General features: G+C 58.3%; 16 protein-coding genes and 2 pseudogenes. 10 read left to right on the top strand and 8 right to left on the bottom strand.

Translation table 11 applies throughout. The annotated features are described in order from the left end of the window. Positions 1 to 26: 26 nt before the first annotated feature. From GGD66_RS33490 to GGD66_RS33465, 6 genes are read right to left on the bottom strand one after another with little or no spacing between them, the layout of a single operon-like run. Complete coding sequence (locus tag GGD66_RS33490; RefSeq protein WP_183260861.1) at positions 27 to 1859, bottom strand: ABC transporter ATP-binding protein; 1833 nt, start codon at positions 1857 to 1859, stop codon at positions 27 to 29. Continuing rightward, positions 1856 to 2776, bottom strand: coding sequence for an ABC transporter permease (locus GGD66_RS33485; protein ID WP_183261072.1), 921 nt, complete (start codon positions 2774 to 2776; stop codon positions 1856 to 1858). Before GGD66_RS33485 ends, GGD66_RS33490 begins: the two co-directional genes overlap by 4 nt. Then, positions 2770 to 3756, bottom strand: coding sequence for an ABC transporter permease (locus GGD66_RS33480; protein ID WP_183261070.1), 987 nt, complete (start codon positions 3754 to 3756; stop codon positions 2770 to 2772). Before GGD66_RS33480 ends, GGD66_RS33485 begins: the two co-directional genes overlap by 7 nt. A 45-nt stretch (positions 3757 to 3801) precedes the next feature. Further along, positions 3802 to 5355, bottom strand: a complete 1554-nt coding sequence (locus tag GGD66_RS33475) for an ABC transporter substrate-binding protein (protein WP_183260859.1) — start codon at positions 5353 to 5355, stop codon at positions 3802 to 3804. A gap of 58 nt (positions 5356 to 5413) precedes the next feature. Beyond that, complete coding sequence (locus GGD66_RS33470) at positions 5414 to 5596, bottom strand: hypothetical protein (protein WP_183260857.1); 183 nt, start codon at positions 5594 to 5596, stop codon at positions 5414 to 5416. Between the two features lie 17 nt (positions 5597 to 5613). Then, a complete protein-coding gene (locus GGD66_RS33465; RefSeq protein ID WP_312014216.1) occupies positions 5614 to 6600 on the bottom strand; it encodes a mandelate racemase/muconate lactonizing enzyme family protein in 987 nt (328 codons plus the stop codon). Between the two features lie 315 nt (positions 6601 to 6915). On the opposite strand from GGD66_RS33465, the gene GGD66_RS33460 reads away from it, so the two are divergent. Further along, positions 6916 to 7620, top strand: coding sequence for a GntR family transcriptional regulator (locus GGD66_RS33460; RefSeq protein ID WP_183260853.1), 705 nt, complete (start codon positions 6916 to 6918; stop codon positions 7618 to 7620). Between the two features lie 590 nt (positions 7621 to 8210). Then, entirely contained in the window at positions 8211 to 9128 is a 918-nt protein-coding gene (locus tag GGD66_RS33455; RefSeq protein ID WP_183260850.1) for a LysR family transcriptional regulator, read from the top strand. A 68-nt stretch (positions 9129 to 9196) separates the two neighbouring features. Here GGD66_RS33455 and GGD66_RS41755 read toward each other — a convergent pair. Next, positions 9197 to 9434, bottom strand: a pseudogene (locus tag GGD66_RS41755) (TrbI/VirB10 family protein); the annotation flags it as partial. A 540-nt stretch (positions 9435 to 9974) separates the two neighbouring features. Between GGD66_RS41755 and GGD66_RS33445 the strand changes: the two are divergent. From GGD66_RS33445 to GGD66_RS33430, 4 genes and pseudogenes are all read left to right on the top strand, one after another. Beyond that, positions 9975 to 10830: pseudogene (locus tag GGD66_RS33445) on the top strand (isocitrate lyase/phosphoenolpyruvate mutase family protein). Between the two features lie 624 nt (positions 10831 to 11454). Next, on the top strand, positions 11455 to 12252 hold the full coding sequence (locus tag GGD66_RS33440; RefSeq protein WP_183260848.1) for a phosphocholine cytidylyltransferase family protein: 798 nt from the start codon (positions 11455 to 11457) through the stop codon (positions 12250 to 12252). A gap of 491 nt (positions 12253 to 12743) precedes the next feature. Beyond that, complete coding sequence (locus GGD66_RS42285) at positions 12744 to 13127, top strand: hypothetical protein (protein ID WP_312014212.1); 384 nt, start codon at positions 12744 to 12746, stop codon at positions 13125 to 13127. 1135 nt (positions 13128 to 14262) lie between these two features. Continuing rightward, on the top strand, positions 14263 to 14463 hold the full coding sequence (locus GGD66_RS33430) for a hypothetical protein (RefSeq protein ID WP_183260846.1): 201 nt from the start codon (positions 14263 to 14265) through the stop codon (positions 14461 to 14463). A 270-nt stretch (positions 14464 to 14733) separates the two neighbouring features. Here the strand turns inward: GGD66_RS33430 and GGD66_RS33425 are convergent, their stop codons facing one another. After that, complete coding sequence (locus GGD66_RS33425) at positions 14734 to 15945, bottom strand: aminotransferase class V-fold PLP-dependent enzyme (RefSeq protein WP_183260844.1); 1212 nt, start codon at positions 15943 to 15945, stop codon at positions 14734 to 14736. A gap of 340 nt (positions 15946 to 16285) precedes the next feature. Here GGD66_RS33425 and GGD66_RS33420 point away from each other — a divergent pair, with 340 nt between their 5' ends. The 4 genes from GGD66_RS33420 to GGD66_RS42495 all read left to right on the top strand — a co-directional run bounded on the left by GGD66_RS33420 (position 16286) and on the right by GGD66_RS42495 (position 20070). Then, entirely contained in the window at positions 16286 to 17494 is a 1209-nt protein-coding gene (locus tag GGD66_RS33420) for a pyridoxal phosphate-dependent aminotransferase (RefSeq protein WP_183260842.1), read from the top strand. Positions 17495 to 17725: 231 nt separating this feature from the next. Further along, positions 17726 to 18352 (top strand): CDP-alcohol phosphatidyltransferase family protein, encoded by a 627-nt coding sequence (locus tag GGD66_RS33415; RefSeq protein WP_183260840.1) that lies wholly within the window; start codon positions 17726 to 17728, stop codon positions 18350 to 18352. Between the two features lie 39 nt (positions 18353 to 18391). Beyond that, positions 18392 to 19555, top strand: coding sequence for a PLP-dependent aminotransferase family protein (locus GGD66_RS33410; protein WP_183260838.1), 1164 nt, complete (start codon positions 18392 to 18394; stop codon positions 19553 to 19555). Continuing rightward, positions 19552 to 20070, top strand: a complete 519-nt coding sequence (locus GGD66_RS42495; protein WP_183260836.1) for a GNAT family N-acetyltransferase — start codon at positions 19552 to 19554, stop codon at positions 20068 to 20070. Before GGD66_RS33410 ends, GGD66_RS42495 begins: the two co-directional genes overlap by 4 nt. The last annotated feature ends 41 nt before the right edge of the window (positions 20071 to 20111 follow it).

Here is a 20111-nt window from a genome sequence, read left to right as displayed (position 1 = left end):
TTGGATGGTCGCGCAATCCTGCAACGTCATTGATGGTGCGGATCTATTTCTGTCAGATGGCAAGCCGCCGATTCATCCCGTCCGCGTGCCGCGAGCGGCGGATCATCAAAGGCGCACTTATCGAGCGCCAACGGGCAGCGGCGTCTAAAACTACAGCCTGCTGGGATGTGGATCGGGTTGGGCGGCTCACCTTCCAACAGGTAGGTCTCAGCCTTAAAAGGACGCTCCTCAACCGCCGGTATCGCGCTCAGGAGCGCGCGTGTATAGGGATGCCTCGGCTTGATGAAGGTGGTCCGATTGTTAGCCAGCTCCACCACGCGCCCGAGATACATCACGGCGATGCGATTGCAGGCTTGCCGCACCATCCCCAAATCGTGTGAAATGAATATGTAGGTCATTCCGCGTTGGTCCTGAAGACGCTGAAAAAGGGCGAGAAGCTTGCGCTGCTCGACCTGGTCGAGCGCCGACAGCGTCTCATCAAGAATGAGCAACTCGGGATCGAGAACGAGGGCCCGGGCGATACTTGCACGTTGACGCTGCCCGGCGCTCAATCCGACCGGAAGTTTGCCGAACAGGTCGAGAGACAGTCCAACTTCTTGCATGGTCGCCGCGACGCGATCGCGGATTTCGGAACGCGACATCCCTCCATGGACGTAGAGGGGCTCGGCTATTGTTCGTCCGATCGAAAGATGAGGCGGAATGGAGCTAAACGGATCCTGCAAGAGAAGCTGGAATTTCCTGCGGAGCGTCAATAGGCGCTTGGCTCTCATAGGCGCAATATCTTCGCCCATGAACAATATCTGTCCTGAATCCGGGGCCTCCAGACGGCTCAGAAGACGCGAAAGCGTTGATTTCCCGCATCCCGATTCACCGACGAGGGCCAAATTGTCACCTCGTCGAACATCGAACGAAGCGCCCCTCACCGCGTGCACGAACTGGTTTGCAAAGAGCTTGTTTCTATCCCTCGTGGGATAAACCCGGCTGACGTTTCGCACCGACAGAATGACGTCCTTGGCGGCAGGTGACGGCTCATCGGCAACGGCCTCAGTCGAGCTCTGCCATATGCGGGGGATGTCAGCTATCAGCTGCTTTGTATAGGCATGTTGCGGAGCCGCGAGCAATTGCTGAACGCTTTGAGTCTCGACGACCCGACCGCCTGCGAGAACAAGAACTCGGTGCGCGATTTCATTGATGACCCCAAAAGAAGAAGAAACGAACAGGATCGCCGTTTTGAAATCCCGCTGCAATTCGCGCAGGAGCCGAAGGATTTGAGCAGCGACGGTAACGTCAAGAGGTTGCGTTATGTTGTCGGCGACCAGAAGGTCCGGGTTCGTCACGAGCGCATCCACGATCAGGGCGCGCTGCATCATTCCGCCGCTAAACTGGAACGGAAACTCCTCAAATCGCTGTTTCGCGCCCGGCATCTTTACGGCATCGAGCAGGCGTATGACACGTTGCTCTGCTTCGCCATTGGAGATACCAGGCTCGATGGATCTAAGTTTTTCGACGATTTGCCGACCAACCGGAAGGGTTGGATCGAGAGCATTGCCGGGATCGGAGCCTATGTAGGCAATCTTGCGCCCGCGGAGCGCTTGCATGTGTGACCGGGGTAGTCTCAGAAGATCATTGCCACGATAGGCGACAACGCCCGATTCGATTTTGAGCGGCCTGGTGACCCAGCTGACAAGCGCCCGCGACAGCACCGTCTTTCCCGAGCCGCTCTCGCCGATAATGCCGAGGACTTCGTTTTCGTCGATACTCAGATGGACATCGGTGAGTACGGCTCGCGTTCCGCGCGGCCCGAGATCAAGGGTGACGGTCAGATTGCGCACATCAAGAATGTTGACCGGTGATATCATCCGAATCCCAACAAGATCTTGTTGCGAGACCGCTCGAGAGCTCCTCCCATGATATTGATGCAACAGAGTGTGATCGCGAGCAGAAGGCCTGGCACCGTGGTGATCCACCAGGCATTCAATATGTATTTCGTGCCATCGGCGATGATGGTGCCGAATGTCGGGGTGGGCGGTTGGATGCCGATCCCGATAAAGCCCAGCACAGCCTCAAAAATCATCATGCGCGCAATGTCCAGGATTGCGACGAAGGCGATCGGAGGCAAGATATTGGGTGCGATATGAACGAGCAGGACCCGCGCGTCTGAGGCGCCAAGAATCTTTATCGCTCGAACATACTCTTTGCGGCGCTCGGACAGGGTTACACTGCGCGCCACGCGTGAATACGCCGGCCAGCCGGCAAGAATCAGAACAAGAATAATGGCCAGCGGAGTGGGGCGGGAAACGCCGAGAATTGTGATCGCCAGAATGATCGCGGGAATCGACATCTGCGCGTCTGTGATCCGCATCAAGAGCAAGCCGACCCATCCGCCGAAATAACCTGAGAGCATGCCAATGGCTGAGCCAAGGATGAACATTCCCGCAACGCTCGTGATGCCGATCAGCAGGGCATTCCGAAGACCGATGAGGGAGCGCGTAAACAGATCACGACCGAGTTGATCGGTACCAAACAGGTAAGGCCAGCTCGAATGATCCAGGAGTGCCGGTGGCAGGAATTTCTTGCTGACATTGAATTGGGTCGGCGACAGATCGAGAATGTAGGGAACAAGGACAGAAAGGATAATCAGCAAGCAAAACAGCGCAAATCCAATCTTGAATTCATTTGTCCGCCATGCCAGCGCGAAGATGCTGGCCGCGATGCCGCCACCTCGTGTGGCCGCCGGGCTATCGGTCTTGGCCGGAAGTTCCGCCGACGCTAGTATTGTCGCCTCCTGTCAATCGCCATTGCTGCAAAGTCGACGAGAATATTGACAATCACTAGAGTCGCACACGCCAGGATCGCGATGGCCTGGATGACAGGGAAATCCCGTTGGAAGACAGCGTTGATCATCAGAAGGCCAACGCCGGGATAGTTGAAGACGTATTCCACGACGAACAGGCCACCAAGCAAGACCCCAATCGCTTGGATTCCGAGCACATTGAGGACGGGGATACTCGAATTGCGCAGCACGTGCGCGCCGATCATTCGACCGCGCGAGAGACCGCGAATTTCACCCTGGGACACATATGGCTCGATGAGACTTCCACTCACAGAGACCGAGATGGACCGGATGAGGGTCGGAGCAAGCTCGATCGCGAGAACAATGGCGGGCAAGATTGCGTAGCTCGGCCCCTGATAGCCGATCGCCGGCAGCCATCCGGCCTTGGCAGAGACGAGAAAGATGAGAACGAGGGATAACCATACGTTGGGGAGTGAAACCAGGACGGAAGCCACATGCAGTGCAAGCCGATCCGGCCATCGTCCTGATCTCAAGCCCGCGGCTATGCCGATCGGGAGCGCGCTTACCAAGGCAAACACGAATGCAAGGCCAGCAAGGAGCAGGCTGTAGGGCAGACTAGTTGTGATGAGGCCCAACACCGATGCACGGTTAGCGGCATCGAAAGTCGAGCCGCCTCGCGAGCCGCCAGTGCTGCCGCCTTGTGCGCTTCTGACGAAGGAGCTCCCGAAATCACCCGTCAGGATTTGCGCGGCATAGCGGCCGAACTGAACCGGGATTGGATCCCTCAGGCCCATATCTTTTGCGGTCTGTTCCGCAACAGATGCTGACACCATTGGCCCCAGCATCATCCGCACTGGGTCGCCCGGGACGATGCGCAGCAGCGTAAAGATGAGCATGGCCACGAGGACGACCAATACCAACCCTTGCGCAATGCGCCGAATGAAGAAGTCGAGCGCAAACAGCATGCCGGCTCCTGCCTTCTGCCAACGAGTTTTGCGGCAGCCCCTTTAGCTCAGGTCCGCCTTGCTCAGGTCGATCGGCCCGTTGGGAAAATAGTATGCCCCGGTCAGATTCTTGGCCGCGCCGTGGAAGGTCACGGCGGAAAAGAGCGAGAAGCTCGGAACCTTGCTTGCGAGAGTGGGAAACGTCTCATTCTTGAAGATCCTGAGGCGCTCCTCGGGGGTCGTGGCGCCGCGTTCCTTGTCCAGCACCGCATCAATTTCCCGATCGTTGATCCCGGTGATCAGCGCGGCGCTTGAATGCCAGTTCGGTCGTAAAACGAGGTCTGGCTCCGGCGATCCCGTCATCCAACCGACGTCGCACATGTGGCCCTGACCCTGGCCGTCAGCGCGGCGATAGATCGCCTGCTCCCACGCGGCCGGTTCAAGAACAGTCAGGCGAACATCAATCCCCTGTTCGGCGAGCATCGCTGCGATCAGCTCGCCATACTCCTTCGTCTTCGGGTAAAAGCCGATCGAGGTGATATATTCGAGTTGCGGCAGCCCCTTTCCTTTGGGAAACCCTGCCTCGGCGAGAAGCTTCTGGCAGGCATCGGGATCGAACTTGGGATAATCAGGAATATCCGTAAAGCCGAACTTCGTCGGCGAAATATAGCAGTTTGACGGCGTGGCCGCCTCGCCCATCAAGGACAGGATTTGATCACGGTCGATCGCGTGGCAAACTGCGCGACGAATGCGAGCGTCGTTGAATGGAGGCTTGTTGCACCGGAAGTGCAAATATTTGTTCTCGGTCGTCAGCGCCTTAAGCGTGGTGACTTTAGGGTTGCTTGACAACGAGGCGTATTGCTCGGGCTCGAGCCGTTCGGCAATGTGATATTCGCCGTTCAGCAGGCCCAGCACGCGCGTGTTGGCATCCGGAACGTAGGCATAGACGATCCGATCGATCTTGGGGCGTCCGCCATAGAATTCATCATTTGCTTCGAGGCTGTTCCTGTCTCCCTGCGTTCCCGCATATTTGAACGCGTTCGTGCCGTTCGGACGCTTTTGAAGGAGTGCGGGATCGGCAACATCCCTTGCCGACAGGATTGGAAGGAAGCTCGAAACGAACCAGAAGGCGGACGCGGGGTAGCCGTGTTTTTCAGTCTTCAACCGGACAGTCAGCTTGTCGACGACTTCGACATCAACGCGGCCCGGATAGAGCGCGGATGCCGGGCGCGCCGGATTGGAGGCATACTCCATGGTTGCCTTAACATCTTCAGCGCCGAACTCCTTGCCGTCATGGAATTTGACGCTGTCCCGAAGCTTAAACTCCAAAGTGTGCGCATCAATCAGCTTCCAACTGGTGGCGAGGTCCGGGGTCAGCTCTTCAGACTTGCCTTTCTGCATTTCGCATCGTGTCAGATGATTGAATACGAACTTTTCGAACTTCAGCTGTCCCAGGGTCGTGTGAGAGGTCGGATCCCAGTTGCCGGTGACCGGGCCCATCGACGCCAGCACGAGGGTTTTACTTTGCGCCGCCTTCGCTGGGAGCGGTTTGAGACCCGCTCCGCCAACCACGGCAACTGCTCCGGCTCCTGCAAGCAACTCTCTTCGTGTTACCATTTCGAGTCCCCTCTTCTTGCGTTGGACGCGCAAACAGCGCGCTTGATGAGCGCTCTCTTCACATAAATTGGTGCTGGACCGCGCTTTCCAGCGCGATGCCGATCTCCTTCTCGCCCGAGAGCTGATCAGGCAGGCCTGCGCGAACCTTCGTGCCTTGACGAAGAGCGCACTTGCGCGCAGCGGCGCGGCCCGGTGATGGTCTGCCGATGAGGCCGTTAAGAGGAATGTAGCTATGGCCCATCTCACAAGCCTTTGCTTTCAGGCAACGCGGTAGCGGTTGATCACGCCTGGATCAGGGTCGAGGCCAAGCCCCGGCCCTGTCGGCACGGCAACCTTTCCATTGACCGGAAGCGTAGCGCCGCCGTAGATCTCGGCCTCGAAATCGCAATAGAGCCGCTCGAGCATCGGGACTGATCGCTGCACCGCATTGAGGTGTATCGTCGCGACCTGGCCGGGGCCGAAGATTGCACAATGCGGCACGAATTCGATTGATTCAGCCTGACAAAGCGCTGCGATCTTCACGAGCTCGGAAATGCCGCCAGCTTTCGCGACATCAGGCTGCGCAATGTCGATGGCGCCTGCCGCGATCATCGCAACAAAGTCATGTAGGCTGCCGGCATTTTCGCCGGCGGCGATGTGGTGCCGGCCGGTTGAACGAATGCGGGCCAGCCCAGCATAGTTTTCCGGAGGCCAGACAGGCTCCTCGAGCCAGTACAGATTGAGAGGCTCGAGAAGCCGATCGTATTTGAGCGCCTCCGCCACCGGCCATGGGCAATTGGTATCCAGCATGACGGCGGCCTGTGCCCCCGCGGCTTCGACGGCGGCGCGGATTTCGTCCTCGGTGATCTCGTGCAACTTGATGTAACGATATCCGCGCTCAATTGCCTGCCGAGTGGCCCTGACGACGTCGGCGCAATTGCCGTAGCGCATCAGACTGGCATAGACCTCGACTTCGCTGGCGAATGCACCGCCTAGCAATGCGGTGAGCGGCAGTCCGGAAATCTTGCCGAGGATGTCCCACAGGGCGATGTCGACCGCCGAGACGCCATAGACGATAGGGCCCACGCGGCCGAAATTCTGGAGCTGGAATTCCACATCATACTTGATCTTGCCGATTTCCAGGGCGCTCCTGCCGATCACGAGCGGTAACACGCGCGTCTCGATCATCGCCTTCAGCAACTTGTCCTCGCATCGCGAGAAGGCTTCGCCCCACCCCACGATGCCCTGTTCGGTTTCCAGCCGCACCAGCAGCGTGTCGAACTGCAATCTCGGCGCTCCGCCGAAGCTCCAAGGCGGCACTCCGCCGGATTCGAACGGAATCGATAACAGGATCGCATCCGCCTTTACGATCTTGTGAGATGGGGCGGACGAGGAGAGGCGCTGCAGACCGGCGAGGCTAACGCCCTTGGTTTCGGAACTTCGCAAGCACGGCCCCGCTCAACTGCTGATTGTCGACAATTAACAAACAGCACGATTTCTCTGGTGTCAATGGCGAATGTTCGCCAATATCTGTCGGGACCTCAGAACGAACATTCCGCGCAAAACGCGGTTGGAGGAAAAATGGCTGCTAAGATCATCTCGGGATTGGTCGAGAAGCGGAGCTTGGACCGTGCGGCTGCCGATGTTATCCGGCAGGCGATCACCAGTGGCGCCTTGGCGCCAGGAAAGCGACTGACAGAGACCGAACTGTCGACGGAGCTCAACCTGTCGCGCAGCACGATACGAGCGGCGCTGCAGCGGTTGATGAGCGAGGGCCTCGTGAAGCAGAAGCCTTACTTGGGCTGGGAGGTCGCGAGCTTGTCATCCAAGGACGCATGGGAGCTCTGCACACTTCGATCCAGCCTGGAGAGCCTTGCCGCGCAGCTCGCTGCCGCCAACCCGAATCGGAGGCAACCGATCGAGGCGGCTTTCGAGGATCTGAAGGCGGCCGCGAAAAGCCGCAACCAGAAGCGGATTACTGACAGTGATCTCGCGCTTCACAAGGCGATCGTCGTCCTTTCCGGGCACAAGCGCCTCGCCGATCACTACGGGTTGGTCGAACAACAGGTTCGGATGTACATGGCCTCTTCGAACGCAATCCTCGAACGGCCTGAGATGGTCATCTCAAACCACCGGAAAATGATCAGCGCGCTGCTCAGGGGCGATGCGGCTGCCTCCGAACGATACGCCCGCGAGCACAACAAGACCTCAGGCGAGCTTCTGGTTCGACACATTCAGGAAAAAGAGGCCAAACAGACCAAAAAAGCGGCTTCGCGCAAGCTCTAGGGAGGGAGGCATGCAGTCACCGACCGCAAAATTCGCGTAGCCGGCTGGCCGGATCATTCGTGGCATTCGCCGCAGGGATCGGGGAGCAGCCGTGCTGGAGGATCAGCAACACAGCGACAACCCGTTGCCTTCCAGTGCAGATGCCCTGCGTTCAGAATCGAGGATCCCTCCCGTTAGTATCGGTCACCAAATCCAATCCCCATGCCGACCGTTGCCGGAACGATCGGCCAGGCGATAAACGGGCCCTTGCTGATCGGCCTAAGGTCTGCCGAACGTACGATTGAAAGCCGCGGATCGCGTCCTTCAGACCTGCGCACTGTGCTCTTTGATTGTCCTCTGACCAAACGGGCGCAAAAGCCGAAGAGAGAGAGAGAGAGAGAGAGAGAGAGAGAGAGAGAGAGAGAGAGAGAACCGGAATTTATCAAAGGGAGTAGCCTCTAGTTGTCTTTTTTCCCGTATGCACCCTGACATTTCAAATAGCTTCGGTGTTGAAATACGTATGCTGGCCGAAGTCGGAGGAGCTGACGCAACACAATTTATGGAGGGGCAAGAAAACACTTGTTCCAACAACTCACCATAGGGCTTCGAGCGTGGCTGTGGAATTTCGAGATCTACGCTGGGCGATCGCTGCGTCCCAGCATCGAAGCATCCGTCAAGCGGCAGAGACGCTTAGAATCAAGCAGTCGACGCTCAGTCGCTGCCTGCGAAGTCTCGAACACACGTTGGGCAGCAAACTATTCGAGCGTACCAATGGAGGTACGCGACCAACGATGGAAGGTCGAGAATTTCTCGAGGATGCCCGGCGCATCGTAGGCGAAGCTGAAGCAATGGCCGCTCGCCTCAAGACCCGCTCGCGTCGCGAGAGTGGTCGGCTGACCATCGGGATCCACACCTCCCTGTCAGCCGGCAATCTCCGAGCCACCCTCCTCGAGCACCGGCACCGCTTTCCCGATGTCGATAGACAGTTTGTCGACGGAGCAAGCGAGCATCTGATTTCGGACCTCGCCAGCTCAGCCATCGATGTCGCTGTCGTGGCGGATCCCAACCCGAATTGGAGCGGCAAGTCATTGGTGCTCTGGAGCGAACGTGTTGTTGCTGCCCTCCCTGCGAAGCATCCTCTGGCAAGTCATGACGTAGTTCACTGGGGCGAACTGCGGCGCGAACCGCTTTTGATTTCACAGCGTGGCCCCGGACCGGAACTCCTCAAGCTTCTCATCAGCAAATTAGGATCTTCCGATCCTTGCAAGCTACTTCGCCATGACGTGGGGCTCGACAGGCTTCTCTCGCTGGTGGGCATGGACTTCGGTATTCTCCTCGCCTTGGAAAGTGCGACTGGCGCGACTTATCCCGGTGTCACCTTCCGGGAGGTGCATGATGCCGAGGGGCCGACGCGGCTGAGCTTCCGCGTCTATTGGCGGCAGTCCAACGGCAATCCATTAGTACGTCCGTTTCTCGACTTGATTCGCGAACGCTATCCAGATCTTTCCGCCGACCCGGGCGGGAGTTGAGCAGGACTTCGCCGGGCCTTCGCAAAGGCGCGGTCGGTCGCTATGATTATTCTCGTTCTGGCTCGTGCCGCCTCGGCTCCGACGCTGAGCATGGTCGAGAGAACGGTGGCCTTGAACAGCATGCCCCAATGGTTGGCCACCTCGTCCTTGAGCCCGGCATAACCAATCGGCGCCGGGCTGGCGCTCCAGAACGATCGAGTTGCCATCCGGCATGATGATCCGGGTCCAGACCAGGAGGCTTCGACTCTGGCCGAACGCGACGGAGCTGTCGTATTGACCGATTAGCTTCACACCCTGCGGATAGAGATGCGGACGCATGCCAGCGATACGTTGAACGAGTGTGGACCTGATCATCGTTGCCGCTTTTGCAAATTGTGGCGCTTACTCGAAAGCGTTGGCCACTGTCAGGCATGACCGACGTCATGCCTGGACCGGTGAAGGAATGTCATCGCGAGACGAAGGGTCAACGCCGCTAGAGGCTTCGCAAGGGAACGTGACGCGGTCTCGAACTACGCAACACGATGATCCTGCATTCACCGGTTGCCTCGCTGGGTCGAACTCGATCCACGCGATGAACCGCCTCCGCGTGTGCTACCTCAATCGTCACTACGCACGTCTTTTGCCATCCTAGCTTAACCGCGGTTGTTGCACATCAACCGCGAAACGCAACAATTAGGAGGCCCGCCAACTACCAGTTCTCGCAATTGATCTAGATGACAGAAGCATGTCACCTTTCATTGATGATCGTTGCTCGAGCAAGCGCACGCAGGCATCAACATGCAGAACCAATCACAAGCTGCTCTCGCCAAAGGGCCTAATGAGGCGGTTGATTTCGCACCTTCGCAAGTGCTGCGGGCCGATATCTGCTCCAGCAGCGAACTCTCCTTCCTCATGGAAGCGCATGACGGACTCTCGGCCGCTCTGGCTGAGCGCGCAGGTTTCAAAGGTCTCTGGGCATCGGGCCTGTCGATTGCCTGCTCTCTGGGCTACCGAGATGCCAACGAAGCGTCTTGGAGCCAGCTTGTCGACGCAGTCGAGCGAATCGTGGACTCAACACAGCTGCCTGTGCTCGTTGACGGCGATGGCGGCTTCGGCAATTTCAACAATGCCCGTCTGCTCGCACGCAAACTCCGCCAACGTGGCGGTGCCGGCGTCGCGCTGGAGGACAGCGGCTTTCCGAAGACAAACTCGTTTGTTGGTGATCGGCATCCCCTCGCCGATGTAAACGAATTCTCAGGCCGTCTGCGCGCAGTGAAAGATACAGTTGCGGAAGACGTCGTTCTTGTTGCCGGATCGAAGCGCTGTTTCGTGGCTATGGAATGGACGAGGTAATTTTGCGCGCTCACGCTTATGCCGACGCCGGAGCTGATGCGATCCTCATTCACTCGCGAGAGAGCGCCGCGGACGAGATTTTTGAATTTGCACGCGCCTGGCAGAACAGACTGCCGGTGGTGATCGTTCCGACGAAATACTATCGAACACCAGCCTCTGCTTACCGCAAAGCTCGCATCTCGACGGTGATCTGGGCTACCATGCCCTGCGCGCGGCAATAACGGCAATGCGGCAGGTCTACCATCGTATCTTCACTGAGGAGAACACAACCAGCATTGAATCGAGTATTGCGACACTCGACGAGGTGTTCGAACTCTTCAGGTACGACGAACTCGCCAGTGCGGAAGCACGCTATCTTCGGCCCTCCTGACCGAGGGTGATAAGGTCTCATTTGCGCTGCAAGACACTCATTCTCGAAGGACCCTGCGATGCAACCGGACGCCTTTCTCTCAAACTCAACACCACTCATCAGCCCCCTCACCGTTTGTGCTTCTGAGATTGGATGTACGGTCGACTGCTGCGACAGCTCTTACGAGGCAAATCTATCCATTGCCGCACTACGATCTCCCCATTTCAACGACGATCCAGTCACCGACGAAGGACCGGTGGCTCATTTCACTCTGGAAGAAGCAGCAACGCGGGCGATGATGCCTCTTTCCTGAGATGTAGGGTCCGTTTATCCAGGAAGTCCGTTCCTCACATTGCCGCAGACAGCCACAAGCGACATTGTGGAGCGGAGGAGGACGCTAGCGCTGGCGCGACGGCCAGTCTTGTTCAGATCGTCGGAAACGGGGCGAGGACGGGCGCCAAAGCAGTTACCTCGAGTAGCAGGAGAAGCATCGATCTGAGCGCCGGAGATTTCTGAAGCGAGCTTGTGCCGTCGGATCGCGGGAGCGGGTGGAACGGAGTTCCTGGATCGGTTTGAGCCAGCTTGGCTGGGCCCGTACCGCCGGAAGTGAGGACGCGATATCGAAGAACAACGAAGAGAGATGAAATGACCGCCAATACGCCCAGGAAAGCCGTTATTCTTGCTGCCGGCGTTGGCTCCCGCTTGCGACCGCTGACCGATCTGCGGCCCAAGCCGCTTGTCGAGGTCAATGGAACGCCGATACTCCATAACACTCTGCGAAATCTGGAAGCAGTCGGCGTGGAAGACGTCACAATTGTTGTCGGCTACCGCAAGGACGCAATCCAATATGCTTGCGGCAGCCGCTTCGGTGAGCTCGAAATCAATTATGTTGAGTCGTCCGTCTTCGGCTGCACCGGCAGCGCCTATTCCCTTTGGCTGGCGCGCGATGCGCTTCTTTCCGGAGACTGCTTTCTTCTGGAAGGCGACGTTTTCTTCGAAGAGGATGCGCTGCACTATCTGATGATCAGCCAAGCAACTGACGTCGCTGCAGTTGCTCCCTTCGATGAATCGATGGAGGGTTCGGCTGTCTTGCTGTCGGATGACGGCCTCATCACGAGCTTCCGGATGAAACAGACAGCGGCAGACCTTGTCGCGAAAGGTCCGAAACTCTTCAAAACGATGAACCTGCTACGATTTTCAGCCTCAACCCTGAGGGCCACCATCGTTCCAGCATTGGACGATCTCATCGGGTCCGGAGCTACCCAGGCCTACACCGAGGAAGTCCTTGCCAATTTGGTGCAAAGACGTGGCCTGCGGCTTACGGCGGCGCGCTGCGACGATCTCAGGTGGTACGAAATCGACAGCACCGAGGATCTGGCTATCGCGGAACGCATCTTCACAGAAGCGCGCGCCCACGACCAGGCCGGTTCTGGAATGAGTTGAGGATCCAGCGTTAACGCACCCGCCGCATCTAGCAAATGTTGCGGACCGACAGAGCTCAGCGCGCCGCGTTTCACACACGACGGCTGCCGCCATGTCCTCCTCGGTGTGGGCAAACACTTGATCGAATCTCGGAAAGTTTCTTCATGATCGCTACAGATCGGCCCGCCACGCGGCTTGCTACCCGTCTCTCTTTCCTGGTTGCTGGGTTCGGCGTCGCGTGCTGGGCGCCCCTTGTTCCTTTCGCAAAGGTGCCCCTCGGTCTGGACGATGGCACACTTGGTACCCTGCTCCTGTGCATCGGTCTAGGGTCGTCGGCGGCTATGATGGCCGCAGGCGCATTGAGTGCTCGGTACGGCAGTAAACCAGTGATCCTCGTTGCAGGAATCGGCTTGGCGGTGATGCTGCCGATTCTTCCTGTGGTCCCCACGACATAGGCGCAGGGTTTTACTCTGTTGGTCTTTGGAGCTGCGCTCGGCGCCCTGGACGTCGCCATGAATGTGCATGCCGTTGAGGTAGAGGGCGGGGCGGATCGTCCTCTCCTGTCCGGCTTCCACGCGCTGTACAGCATTGGCGGCTTTTTAGGGGCGGCGCTGATGGCTACGATGCTAACCGTTGCGTTGATCCGTTTGCCAGCACGTTGGTCAGCGCCGGTCTCATGTTTGGGGGCGATGTTCGTGGCGTGGCCGCGTCTGCTTCCAGCGATATCGACAGAGAGCCGTGAAAGTTACCTTTTTGCCCGGCCGCGCGGTGTGGTTATCCTTGTTGCCACCCTAGCCGCCGCAATGTTTCTCGTCGAGGGTGCCATGCTTGACTGGAGCGCTCTGCTCATCAGCGGCGAGTCGCTGCTCACTCGCAACCAAGCCGCCCTGGGTTAAACGCTGTTTGCGGCCGCAATGACCTGCGGACGTCTTGCCGGAGATCGGATGACGGCGAAGATCGGTAATCGAAAAAACTGGTGGGTGGCGGGCTCATTACTTTCGCGGGTTTCGTGGTATTGCTCGCAGCGCCCATTACGACCGCGGCCCTTGCTGGGTCTGTCCTGATCGGTTTCGGCGCATCCAACATCGTACCGGTGCTCTCCGACGCGCGGGATCACAGAGGGTCATGCCCCCGGCCCTTGCAATCGCGGCTATCACGATGACCAGCTATGCAGGTGTCCTCCTCGGTCCGGCGATGATCGGCTACGTGGCAAGCGTGATTGGGCTTCCGATGTCGTTTTGGATACTTGCAGCATTGGTGTGCCTCGTACCTTTGACGGCTCGGGAAGCGACCGAACACCGAAATTGCTGAAGCTCGGGTGGCGTCACTAAAGCTGCCGAGGAACCGAGAGCCCGAGGTCTCCTCTTGGCCTTTCGAGATATGTTGCGGCGCGACGCCAGTCGGTCGCTGATGGTGCATAGCGGATCCGTCTCTCGTTGCGAGCCGGCTTGTCCGTATGCCGAGGACGGCTCTCCGATGCGCATCTCTGCTCGCCCGCGGGGGGACCATCCCAATGCTAGGGGCGAGCATGATGTTGCCGCCTGGCAGTGGTTGTCGGTTGTCGATACTCCGCCCCCGGGCGCGGGTTAGAGGTCCCCTCGCCCAGACGACAACACCAGAATTTCACAGCCCGATCGGACTCGGCGAGACGAGCAGCTCCGGACGTGAAGTCAGCGTCGACGGCCTCGACCGCCGCGGACCTTGCTGGCCAACGCGACGGCCGCACAGCAAAGCCCCCGGCGGCGCGATTTCTCAAACGCGATCCAATCCGACCAGGCCGGCTGGCGCGCGGCGTCGGCGTTCAATCGGTTGGGCCATGTCTGGGCCTCCCCATGCGCTTGAGCCAGCTTAGGAGGCAAGAGACACTAAGCTGTTGATTTGACGAGCTTTGTAAGAACTGTTTGTGCGACGTTTTGTTCACGTTGGTCCACAACGCGTTGCCAGTTTGTCGTGTTCTCAACGTGATGTAAGCTTGAGGGTCCGATCGGCGGCATTTCGATATGTTTTCGACCAGATTGTCAGGAGATGAGTATGCCCGTCCGCACTCAAAGCGCCGGTATCCCATACGCCGAGTTCATGCGAGCCGCGAACGACGAGCTCACCAAATTCGAGGAACGCGAGCGCGAGTTTCGGAAGAAGGACCGGGACGAAAGGGCTAAAAGATTGCAATTGCCGGTGGAGACGTGCGGCAACGAGGATTGGCGCGTAAGGAAATCAAACTCCATTCGTTGAACCTGAGAGCGCGCTCGGCCCGACATGAACATGTCTAAAGGTGGCCGACCAAGAGGTCTCCGGTTCATCTATTTGAAGAGCATCAAGCTGCGACTTATTTGCGGTTTCGATTTTTCACCCGAACCAGACGTGACGTGCGCGGGTCTGACGTTCCGTCTCGAGCCTTGATTCCTCACGCCGCCCATCGAAGCGCGTCAATTTGGCTGAAAAACGGCGTTGATCAGCCTCGGCGGAGGCTCTCTCGGCCATGACGCGACTGCACAGCGCGCCTCATGCGACCTTCGTGCCGGTTACGACCGCGAGTGCATCGACTAGCGGGTCGAGATCCGCCTCCCTGGTATAGAGCGCCGGCGTCACGCGGATGCATTGTCCCTTGGCCACACCTGCCCGGCGCACCGTAAGCACCTTGTGCCTGTCCCTGAGCTCCGCCACGATAGCGTCGTTGTCGGCCTTGCTCGTCTTGCCGGCAAGACGGAAGGATGTGATGGCGCCGTAGAGACCGGCCTCATCCGGCGTTAGTATCTCGATGTTCTTGAACGCCCGGACACGGTGCACCCAGTAGTCGCGCAAGTACCGCAGGCGGGCCTGCTTCGCAGCCGCACCAATCTTATCGTGGAGTGCGAGCGCTACAGGCACCGTCAGCACCGTGGCGAAATTGACCGTCCCGGTGTGTACCCGCGAGCGGATGTCGGTCTCCGGAAAGTCCGCGTCCCCCATGTCGCGGTCGATGTCGCCGAGGCGGTCCTTTCTGATGTAGAGGAAGCCGATCCCTGGCGGCGCGCCTATCCACTTATGCAGGTTGAAGCCGACGAAATCGGCCCCAAGCTCGCCCACCTTGAAATCAAGCTGCCCCCAAGAATGGGCCGCATCGACGATGGTGTCGATCCTCTTGGCCTTTGCCATGCGGACAATCTCAGCAATTGGCATAACGAGGCCCGTCCGGTTGCTGACATGGGTGAGCAGCAGAAGTCGCGTCTTCGGGTTTGCCTCGAGTGCGCTCGCGTAGGCGTCCAAGATGGATTGCCGGCTCGCCGGCTCCGGCACGTCGAACTTGACGACCTCAACCCCGCGCCGGAGCTCGAGCGCGTTCATCGCATATTGCATCGAATCGTAGTCTAGATCGGCGTAGAGCACGGTGTCGTCTGGTTTCAGCTTGTTGTAGCCGTCGATGAGAAGCTGGAGGGCCTCCGTCGCGCCACGCGTCAGCGCGATCTCCCCGACCGCCGCGCCCACGGCCTCGGCCACCTTGGTGCGCACACTCTCGAAATCCTTTCCGGAGTGCAGCCGCGCATAGTAGGTATTTTCGTAGTTGATCATATTGATTTGGCGTATGAACTCTCGCCGCACCGGCTCGGCCATTACACCCCAATAACCGTTCTCTAAATTGACCACCTCCGGAGTCACGACATAGAGCGCGCGAACGGCGTCCCAATAGGCCTTGTTAGTGGCACAGGCGATAGTGTCGCCATCGGATTGCAGCATGTCTCAAACCCAGCTTAAGCAGACAGGCCTGCAAATGATGAAAGCCATCGCCCGAGGCAAGCCTAGATTAATTCCATACCTGCCATCGCACGCGCTGCGAATCTCGCCGCAGTCCGCTAACGACTTATAAACGTTTGCTGGCAGGTCAACTACCAACACTGGTGATTGATCTAGTTGCGGATGCGCATCAAATATAGTTCGGCATGCAAGCTCACTTCTCGACCGCGGTTTGATGAACGGAAGAGCGATATCTGCCGAAATAGATCACGTACCAGCAGCTCCGCGGCTATGAAACACCTTGGTAGAAGCTAACGAAACGATCGGCTCAGGAGGCGCGCACATGTTGGCGCATCGGATCTCTCTGCTATCAGGTCCGGGTACTGCCGCCGCCCGTGAGGCGGTCGCAGCAGCTGCCGCGACCGGACGTCAAATCATCGATCTGGCGGCCGGCGAAGTCATCATCGAGCCACCATCATCCGTGCGCGAGGGAGCAATTTCCGCAATCAAAGCCGGGACGAGCCGCTATACCGAGTCCATCGGTCTGGCGCCACTTCGGAAGGCAATATCCGAAAAGCTGTCCAAGGAAACAGGTATCCATTGGAATACGGAGGACATCGTAGTCACTGCCGGCGCAAAGCAGGGACTGCTCGACGCTGCGTTGTCTGTGCTCGATCCGGGGGATGAGGTCATCATCATTCGCCCCTACTGGCCAACTTTGCCATCACAGGTTCTTCTGGCAGGCGCAAAGCCCGTATTCGTCGATGCCCGGCCTCCGACTTATATCCCCGACATCGATGCAATCCGCGCCGCTGTTGTGCCGCATACCAAAGCCATTGTGATTAACTCGCCGAACAATCCAACCGGCGCCGTTTATGATCGAGCTACCCTTCAAGCTATCGGTGATCTCGCCATCAACTACCAGATGTGGATCGTTTCCGACGAATGCTACTCCAGCTTGGTATTCACCGGTACCCGCCATGAGTCGATCCTCACGGCGCATCCCGGCGTACGGTCCCGGACGATCCTAGTCAACGCCTTCTCCAAGGAGCTGGCGATCACTGGATGGCGCTTGGGCTATTTCGCCGCTCCCCGGGAGATCATTTCCGCGGCCAAGAAGCTACAGAGCCATACGACCTCGAATGCCAACGTCATCGCACAGCACGCGATCCTGCACCACCTTCAAGTCGGTGACGGCAGCTTTGAACGCGAGATGCACCAGCGCTTATCCGTCGCTCGTAGCGCTGGTCTCCGGATCCTGTCTGGTCTGCACGACGTGGCCACGCCGGGTGCAGGAGGCTCATTCTTCTTCTATCTCGATTTGAGTAGGCTTATCTCCATTCTGCCTGCGGGATGTCCCATTCGATCCACCGACGACATTGCGGGGTTGCTCCTGGCGGAAGCCGGTGTGGCATCCGTTGCGGGAGGCACATTTGGGGATGTGAATGGCCTGCGTCTTTCCTTCGGAACTCCTCCGGACCTGCTGGAGCGGGGACTGAAACGCGTGGTCGAGACGCTGAACAGCCTGAAGAAAAGGCAAGCTGCGGCCTGAACCTCCCGGAAGGACCTTCTGTGATGCTCAATTGTTCGGCCACAGGAACAAGAATGCACCTCTCCACGGAGTTCGGTCCTCACCCCTTGAAGGACGTGACCGCAAGCCAGATGCAGCGCAACGCGCCGAACTGGCTCCGGGCTCCGAATTCGCAAAGCGAGCATCGTGGAGGGGCGCCGCACAGGGGCGCCTGCGGTACCGTCGATCTCGTTAGCACCGATGAGTAAGGCGATGATCGGGTATCTACGTGACTATGCAAATGCCATAACCGCCCTCGCCTGCTTGTGTGCTGTCGTCGCCTTGTTCCTGACCCTCAACGGCAAGATTGAGCTCGGCGTTGCGGCAATGCTCTGGACCTGGTTTCTGGATCACTGGGACGGGCACGTTGCCCGTAAGACGATCGCTCTTCGTCGTCCAGGCGCCGCGAAATTCGGGAAAAGCTTCGATGGCTTTGTCGACCTCATTCACGGCGTCGTGTTCCCGGCCGTAATCATCATGCTTGTTGGTCAAGGCACGCCCCTGTCGCTCCTTGCGAGCATGCTTCTCACTTTAGCGGGGACCATACGGCTGAGCTATTTCGAGAACGTGGGTCTTACAGCTGACGCGCGGTTCACGGGCATCCCCGTCTCGTATGATACGCCACTACTGGCGATCCTGCTGCTTGCACGGCCACAAATTGTTGACGACGTCTTTCCGACGGTCGTGTCGCTCGCATTTGTTATCCTTGCACTGCTTCATGTGACGACCGCAATCCGGGTACCAGCTATTCGGGGGACCGGAGTGCCGATCGCGACCGGCTTCGCGATCGCTGGATCTGCTGCGCTGGTGATGATCTCTCAACCCGGCGTTCAGCGATAGAGTTAGAGGGCAATTATAAGTGAGACGAGCGAGCGTGACATGAATGACGTGAGTAAGGCTGGGCAGATGCAGTATGTGTCATCCGAAGCGCCTCCGATCGATCTTGGGCGGAATTTTCCGCCTCCCAGCCCTGTTGTTCAACGCGCTTTAACTGAAACATTCGCCCACTTCGCAGGTCGAAATATCGCCGATGCCATCCGCTTTCCGCGCTTCATGGGAACGGCGAGCGATCGAGACGTGGGAGCAATGTGGCTTAGTCAACGCTTGGGCAAAAAGCCGAGCGCAGAGCGTGTCCTGCTCACAAACGGCTCACAGAGTGCCCTTGCGATGTTAATGGCTCGGTTTGTCAAACCGGGCGGTATCCTCCTAACGGAAGAGCTGACTTATCCAGCAATCAAACCACTTTCGTCTCTGTTCGGCATCGAGCTCCGTGCTGTATCAATGGATCTCTGGGGGCTTGATCCGGCAAGCCTTGAGGACGCCTGTGTCGAGTTGGGCGGCAATGCTCGGGCGCTCTATTGCATGCCCACACTGCATAACCCAACGTCCGCCACGATGTCTGTGGCAAGACGCGCGGACATTGCGAGTGTCGCTCGCCGACACAATCTTTGGCTTTTCGAGGATGATATATACGGTATCCTGCCGGAAGAGGCGCTTCCTCCACTTTCTCTCTATGCACCCGAGCGCAGCTGGTACATTTTAGGACTGAGCAAATGCCTCGCCGCGCAGCTTCGTGTGGCGTATGTCGTAGGTCCCAACTCCGATCTTTCGGAACGCCTTTTTTGGCCTGGAGTGCGAACCACGAATTGGATGGTTGCGCCGCTGGCGGCGGAGGTTGCATCGAATTGGCTCGCAAGTGGGATCGGCTCAGAAATATTGCGATCGGTGCGAGCTGAGACCTTGAAGCGTCGGGCCCTTGCTGCATCGATCCTTCCCCGCATGCAGCTATCTCCACGCGAATTCAACTATCATCTTTGGATCGACTTGCCGGATAAATGGCAGCTCGACGCATTTGTCAAGGCGGTCCTTGATGCCGGAGTGATTGTTGGATCCGGCGAATCGTTCGCTGTTAACAATCAACAGGGGGATCGAAATTTTCGGATCGGCCTGGGTGTGCCGTCGGACGAAGAAGAGCTTGTCCGCGGCTTGACAGCAATTGCATCTGTCATTGATGCAGACAGCGGATCTCGAGTTAACTCATGAACGGCCAGTCACCGCACCCCGCAGCAATAGATCAGCTCCCGTCCTGCGATACTGATCTGCATGTTCGCTTCATTTCCGAAGAAGCAGGCCTTGAGCTTCGGACGTTGGCATTGGCGCCTGCCCCTCCGAGACCCGTGCCCGCCTATCCTTTCGCCAAAGCCTTATTTCACGTCGGCGCTTATTGTGGATCGGCCCTGGCGTCCGTCGGCACTTTTGTTCTCGAAGACATGGAGACCGATCAAGACTGTCAGGCGTCAGGGCGCAGCTGGAGAGTTCATGGAATGGCAACCGCCCAAGAATTCCGTCGCCTTGGCTTTGCCAGTGCCGTGCTCGATCATGGTCTACGCGAGATTCGTAGGCGTGCGGGACTTCTCGTATGGTGCAACGGCCGAACAACGGCCAGCTCGTTTTACCGACATCACGGATTCGAACAGATCGGTGGCGAGCGGCACTTGCCTGGCCTTCCGATCCATTACCGCTTCAAGAGAGCTATAGGACGGCTGCGTTTCTCTTAGACCAGAACGCACAATCCTTTCGGTGCCCCTTTAGGGACTGC

It is taken from the genome of Bradyrhizobium sp. CIR48 (assembly GCF_014198315.1).
Classification (GTDB): domain Bacteria; phylum Pseudomonadota; class Alphaproteobacteria; order Rhizobiales; family Xanthobacteraceae; genus Bradyrhizobium.
This window is presented reverse-complemented; position numbering and strand designations above follow the sequence as displayed.

What these genes read in the sequence shown, in the direction of transcription:
- GGD66_RS33420 (WP_183260842.1), top strand. Translation starts at nt 16,286, where the DNA reads ATGTTGGCGCATCGGATCTCTCTGCTATCAGGTCCGGGTACTGCCGCC.
- GGD66_RS33410 (WP_183260838.1), top strand. Translation starts at nt 18,392, where the DNA reads ATGAATGACGTGAGTAAGGCTGGGCAGATGCAGTATGTGTCATCCGAA.
- GGD66_RS33440 (WP_183260848.1), top strand. Translation starts at nt 11,455, where the DNA reads ATGACCGCCAATACGCCCAGGAAAGCCGTTATTCTTGCTGCCGGCGTT.
- GGD66_RS33415 (WP_183260840.1), top strand. Translation starts at nt 17,726, where the DNA reads ATGATCGGGTATCTACGTGACTATGCAAATGCCATAACCGCCCTCGCC.
- GGD66_RS42285 (WP_312014212.1), top strand. Translation starts at nt 12,744, where the DNA reads ATGAATGTGCATGCCGTTGAGGTAGAGGGCGGGGCGGATCGTCCTCTC.
- GGD66_RS42495 (WP_183260836.1), top strand. Translation starts at nt 19,552, where the DNA reads ATGAACGGCCAGTCACCGCACCCCGCAGCAATAGATCAGCTCCCGTCC.
- GGD66_RS33470 (WP_183260857.1), bottom strand. Translation starts at nt 5,596, where the DNA reads ATGGGCCATAGCTACATTCCTCTTAACGGCCTCATCGGCAGACCATCA.
- GGD66_RS33425 (WP_183260844.1), bottom strand. Translation starts at nt 15,945, where the DNA reads ATGCTGCAATCCGATGGCGACACTATCGCCTGTGCCACTAACAAGGCC.
- GGD66_RS33490 (WP_183260861.1), bottom strand. Translation starts at nt 1,859, where the DNA reads ATGATATCACCGGTCAACATTCTTGATGTGCGCAATCTGACCGTCACC.
- GGD66_RS33475 (WP_183260859.1), bottom strand. Translation starts at nt 5,355, where the DNA reads ATGGTAACACGAAGAGAGTTGCTTGCAGGAGCCGGAGCAGTTGCCGTG.
- GGD66_RS33430 (WP_183260846.1), top strand. Translation starts at nt 14,263, where the DNA reads ATGCCCGTCCGCACTCAAAGCGCCGGTATCCCATACGCCGAGTTCATG.
- GGD66_RS33460 (WP_183260853.1), top strand. Translation starts at nt 6,916, where the DNA reads ATGGCTGCTAAGATCATCTCGGGATTGGTCGAGAAGCGGAGCTTGGAC.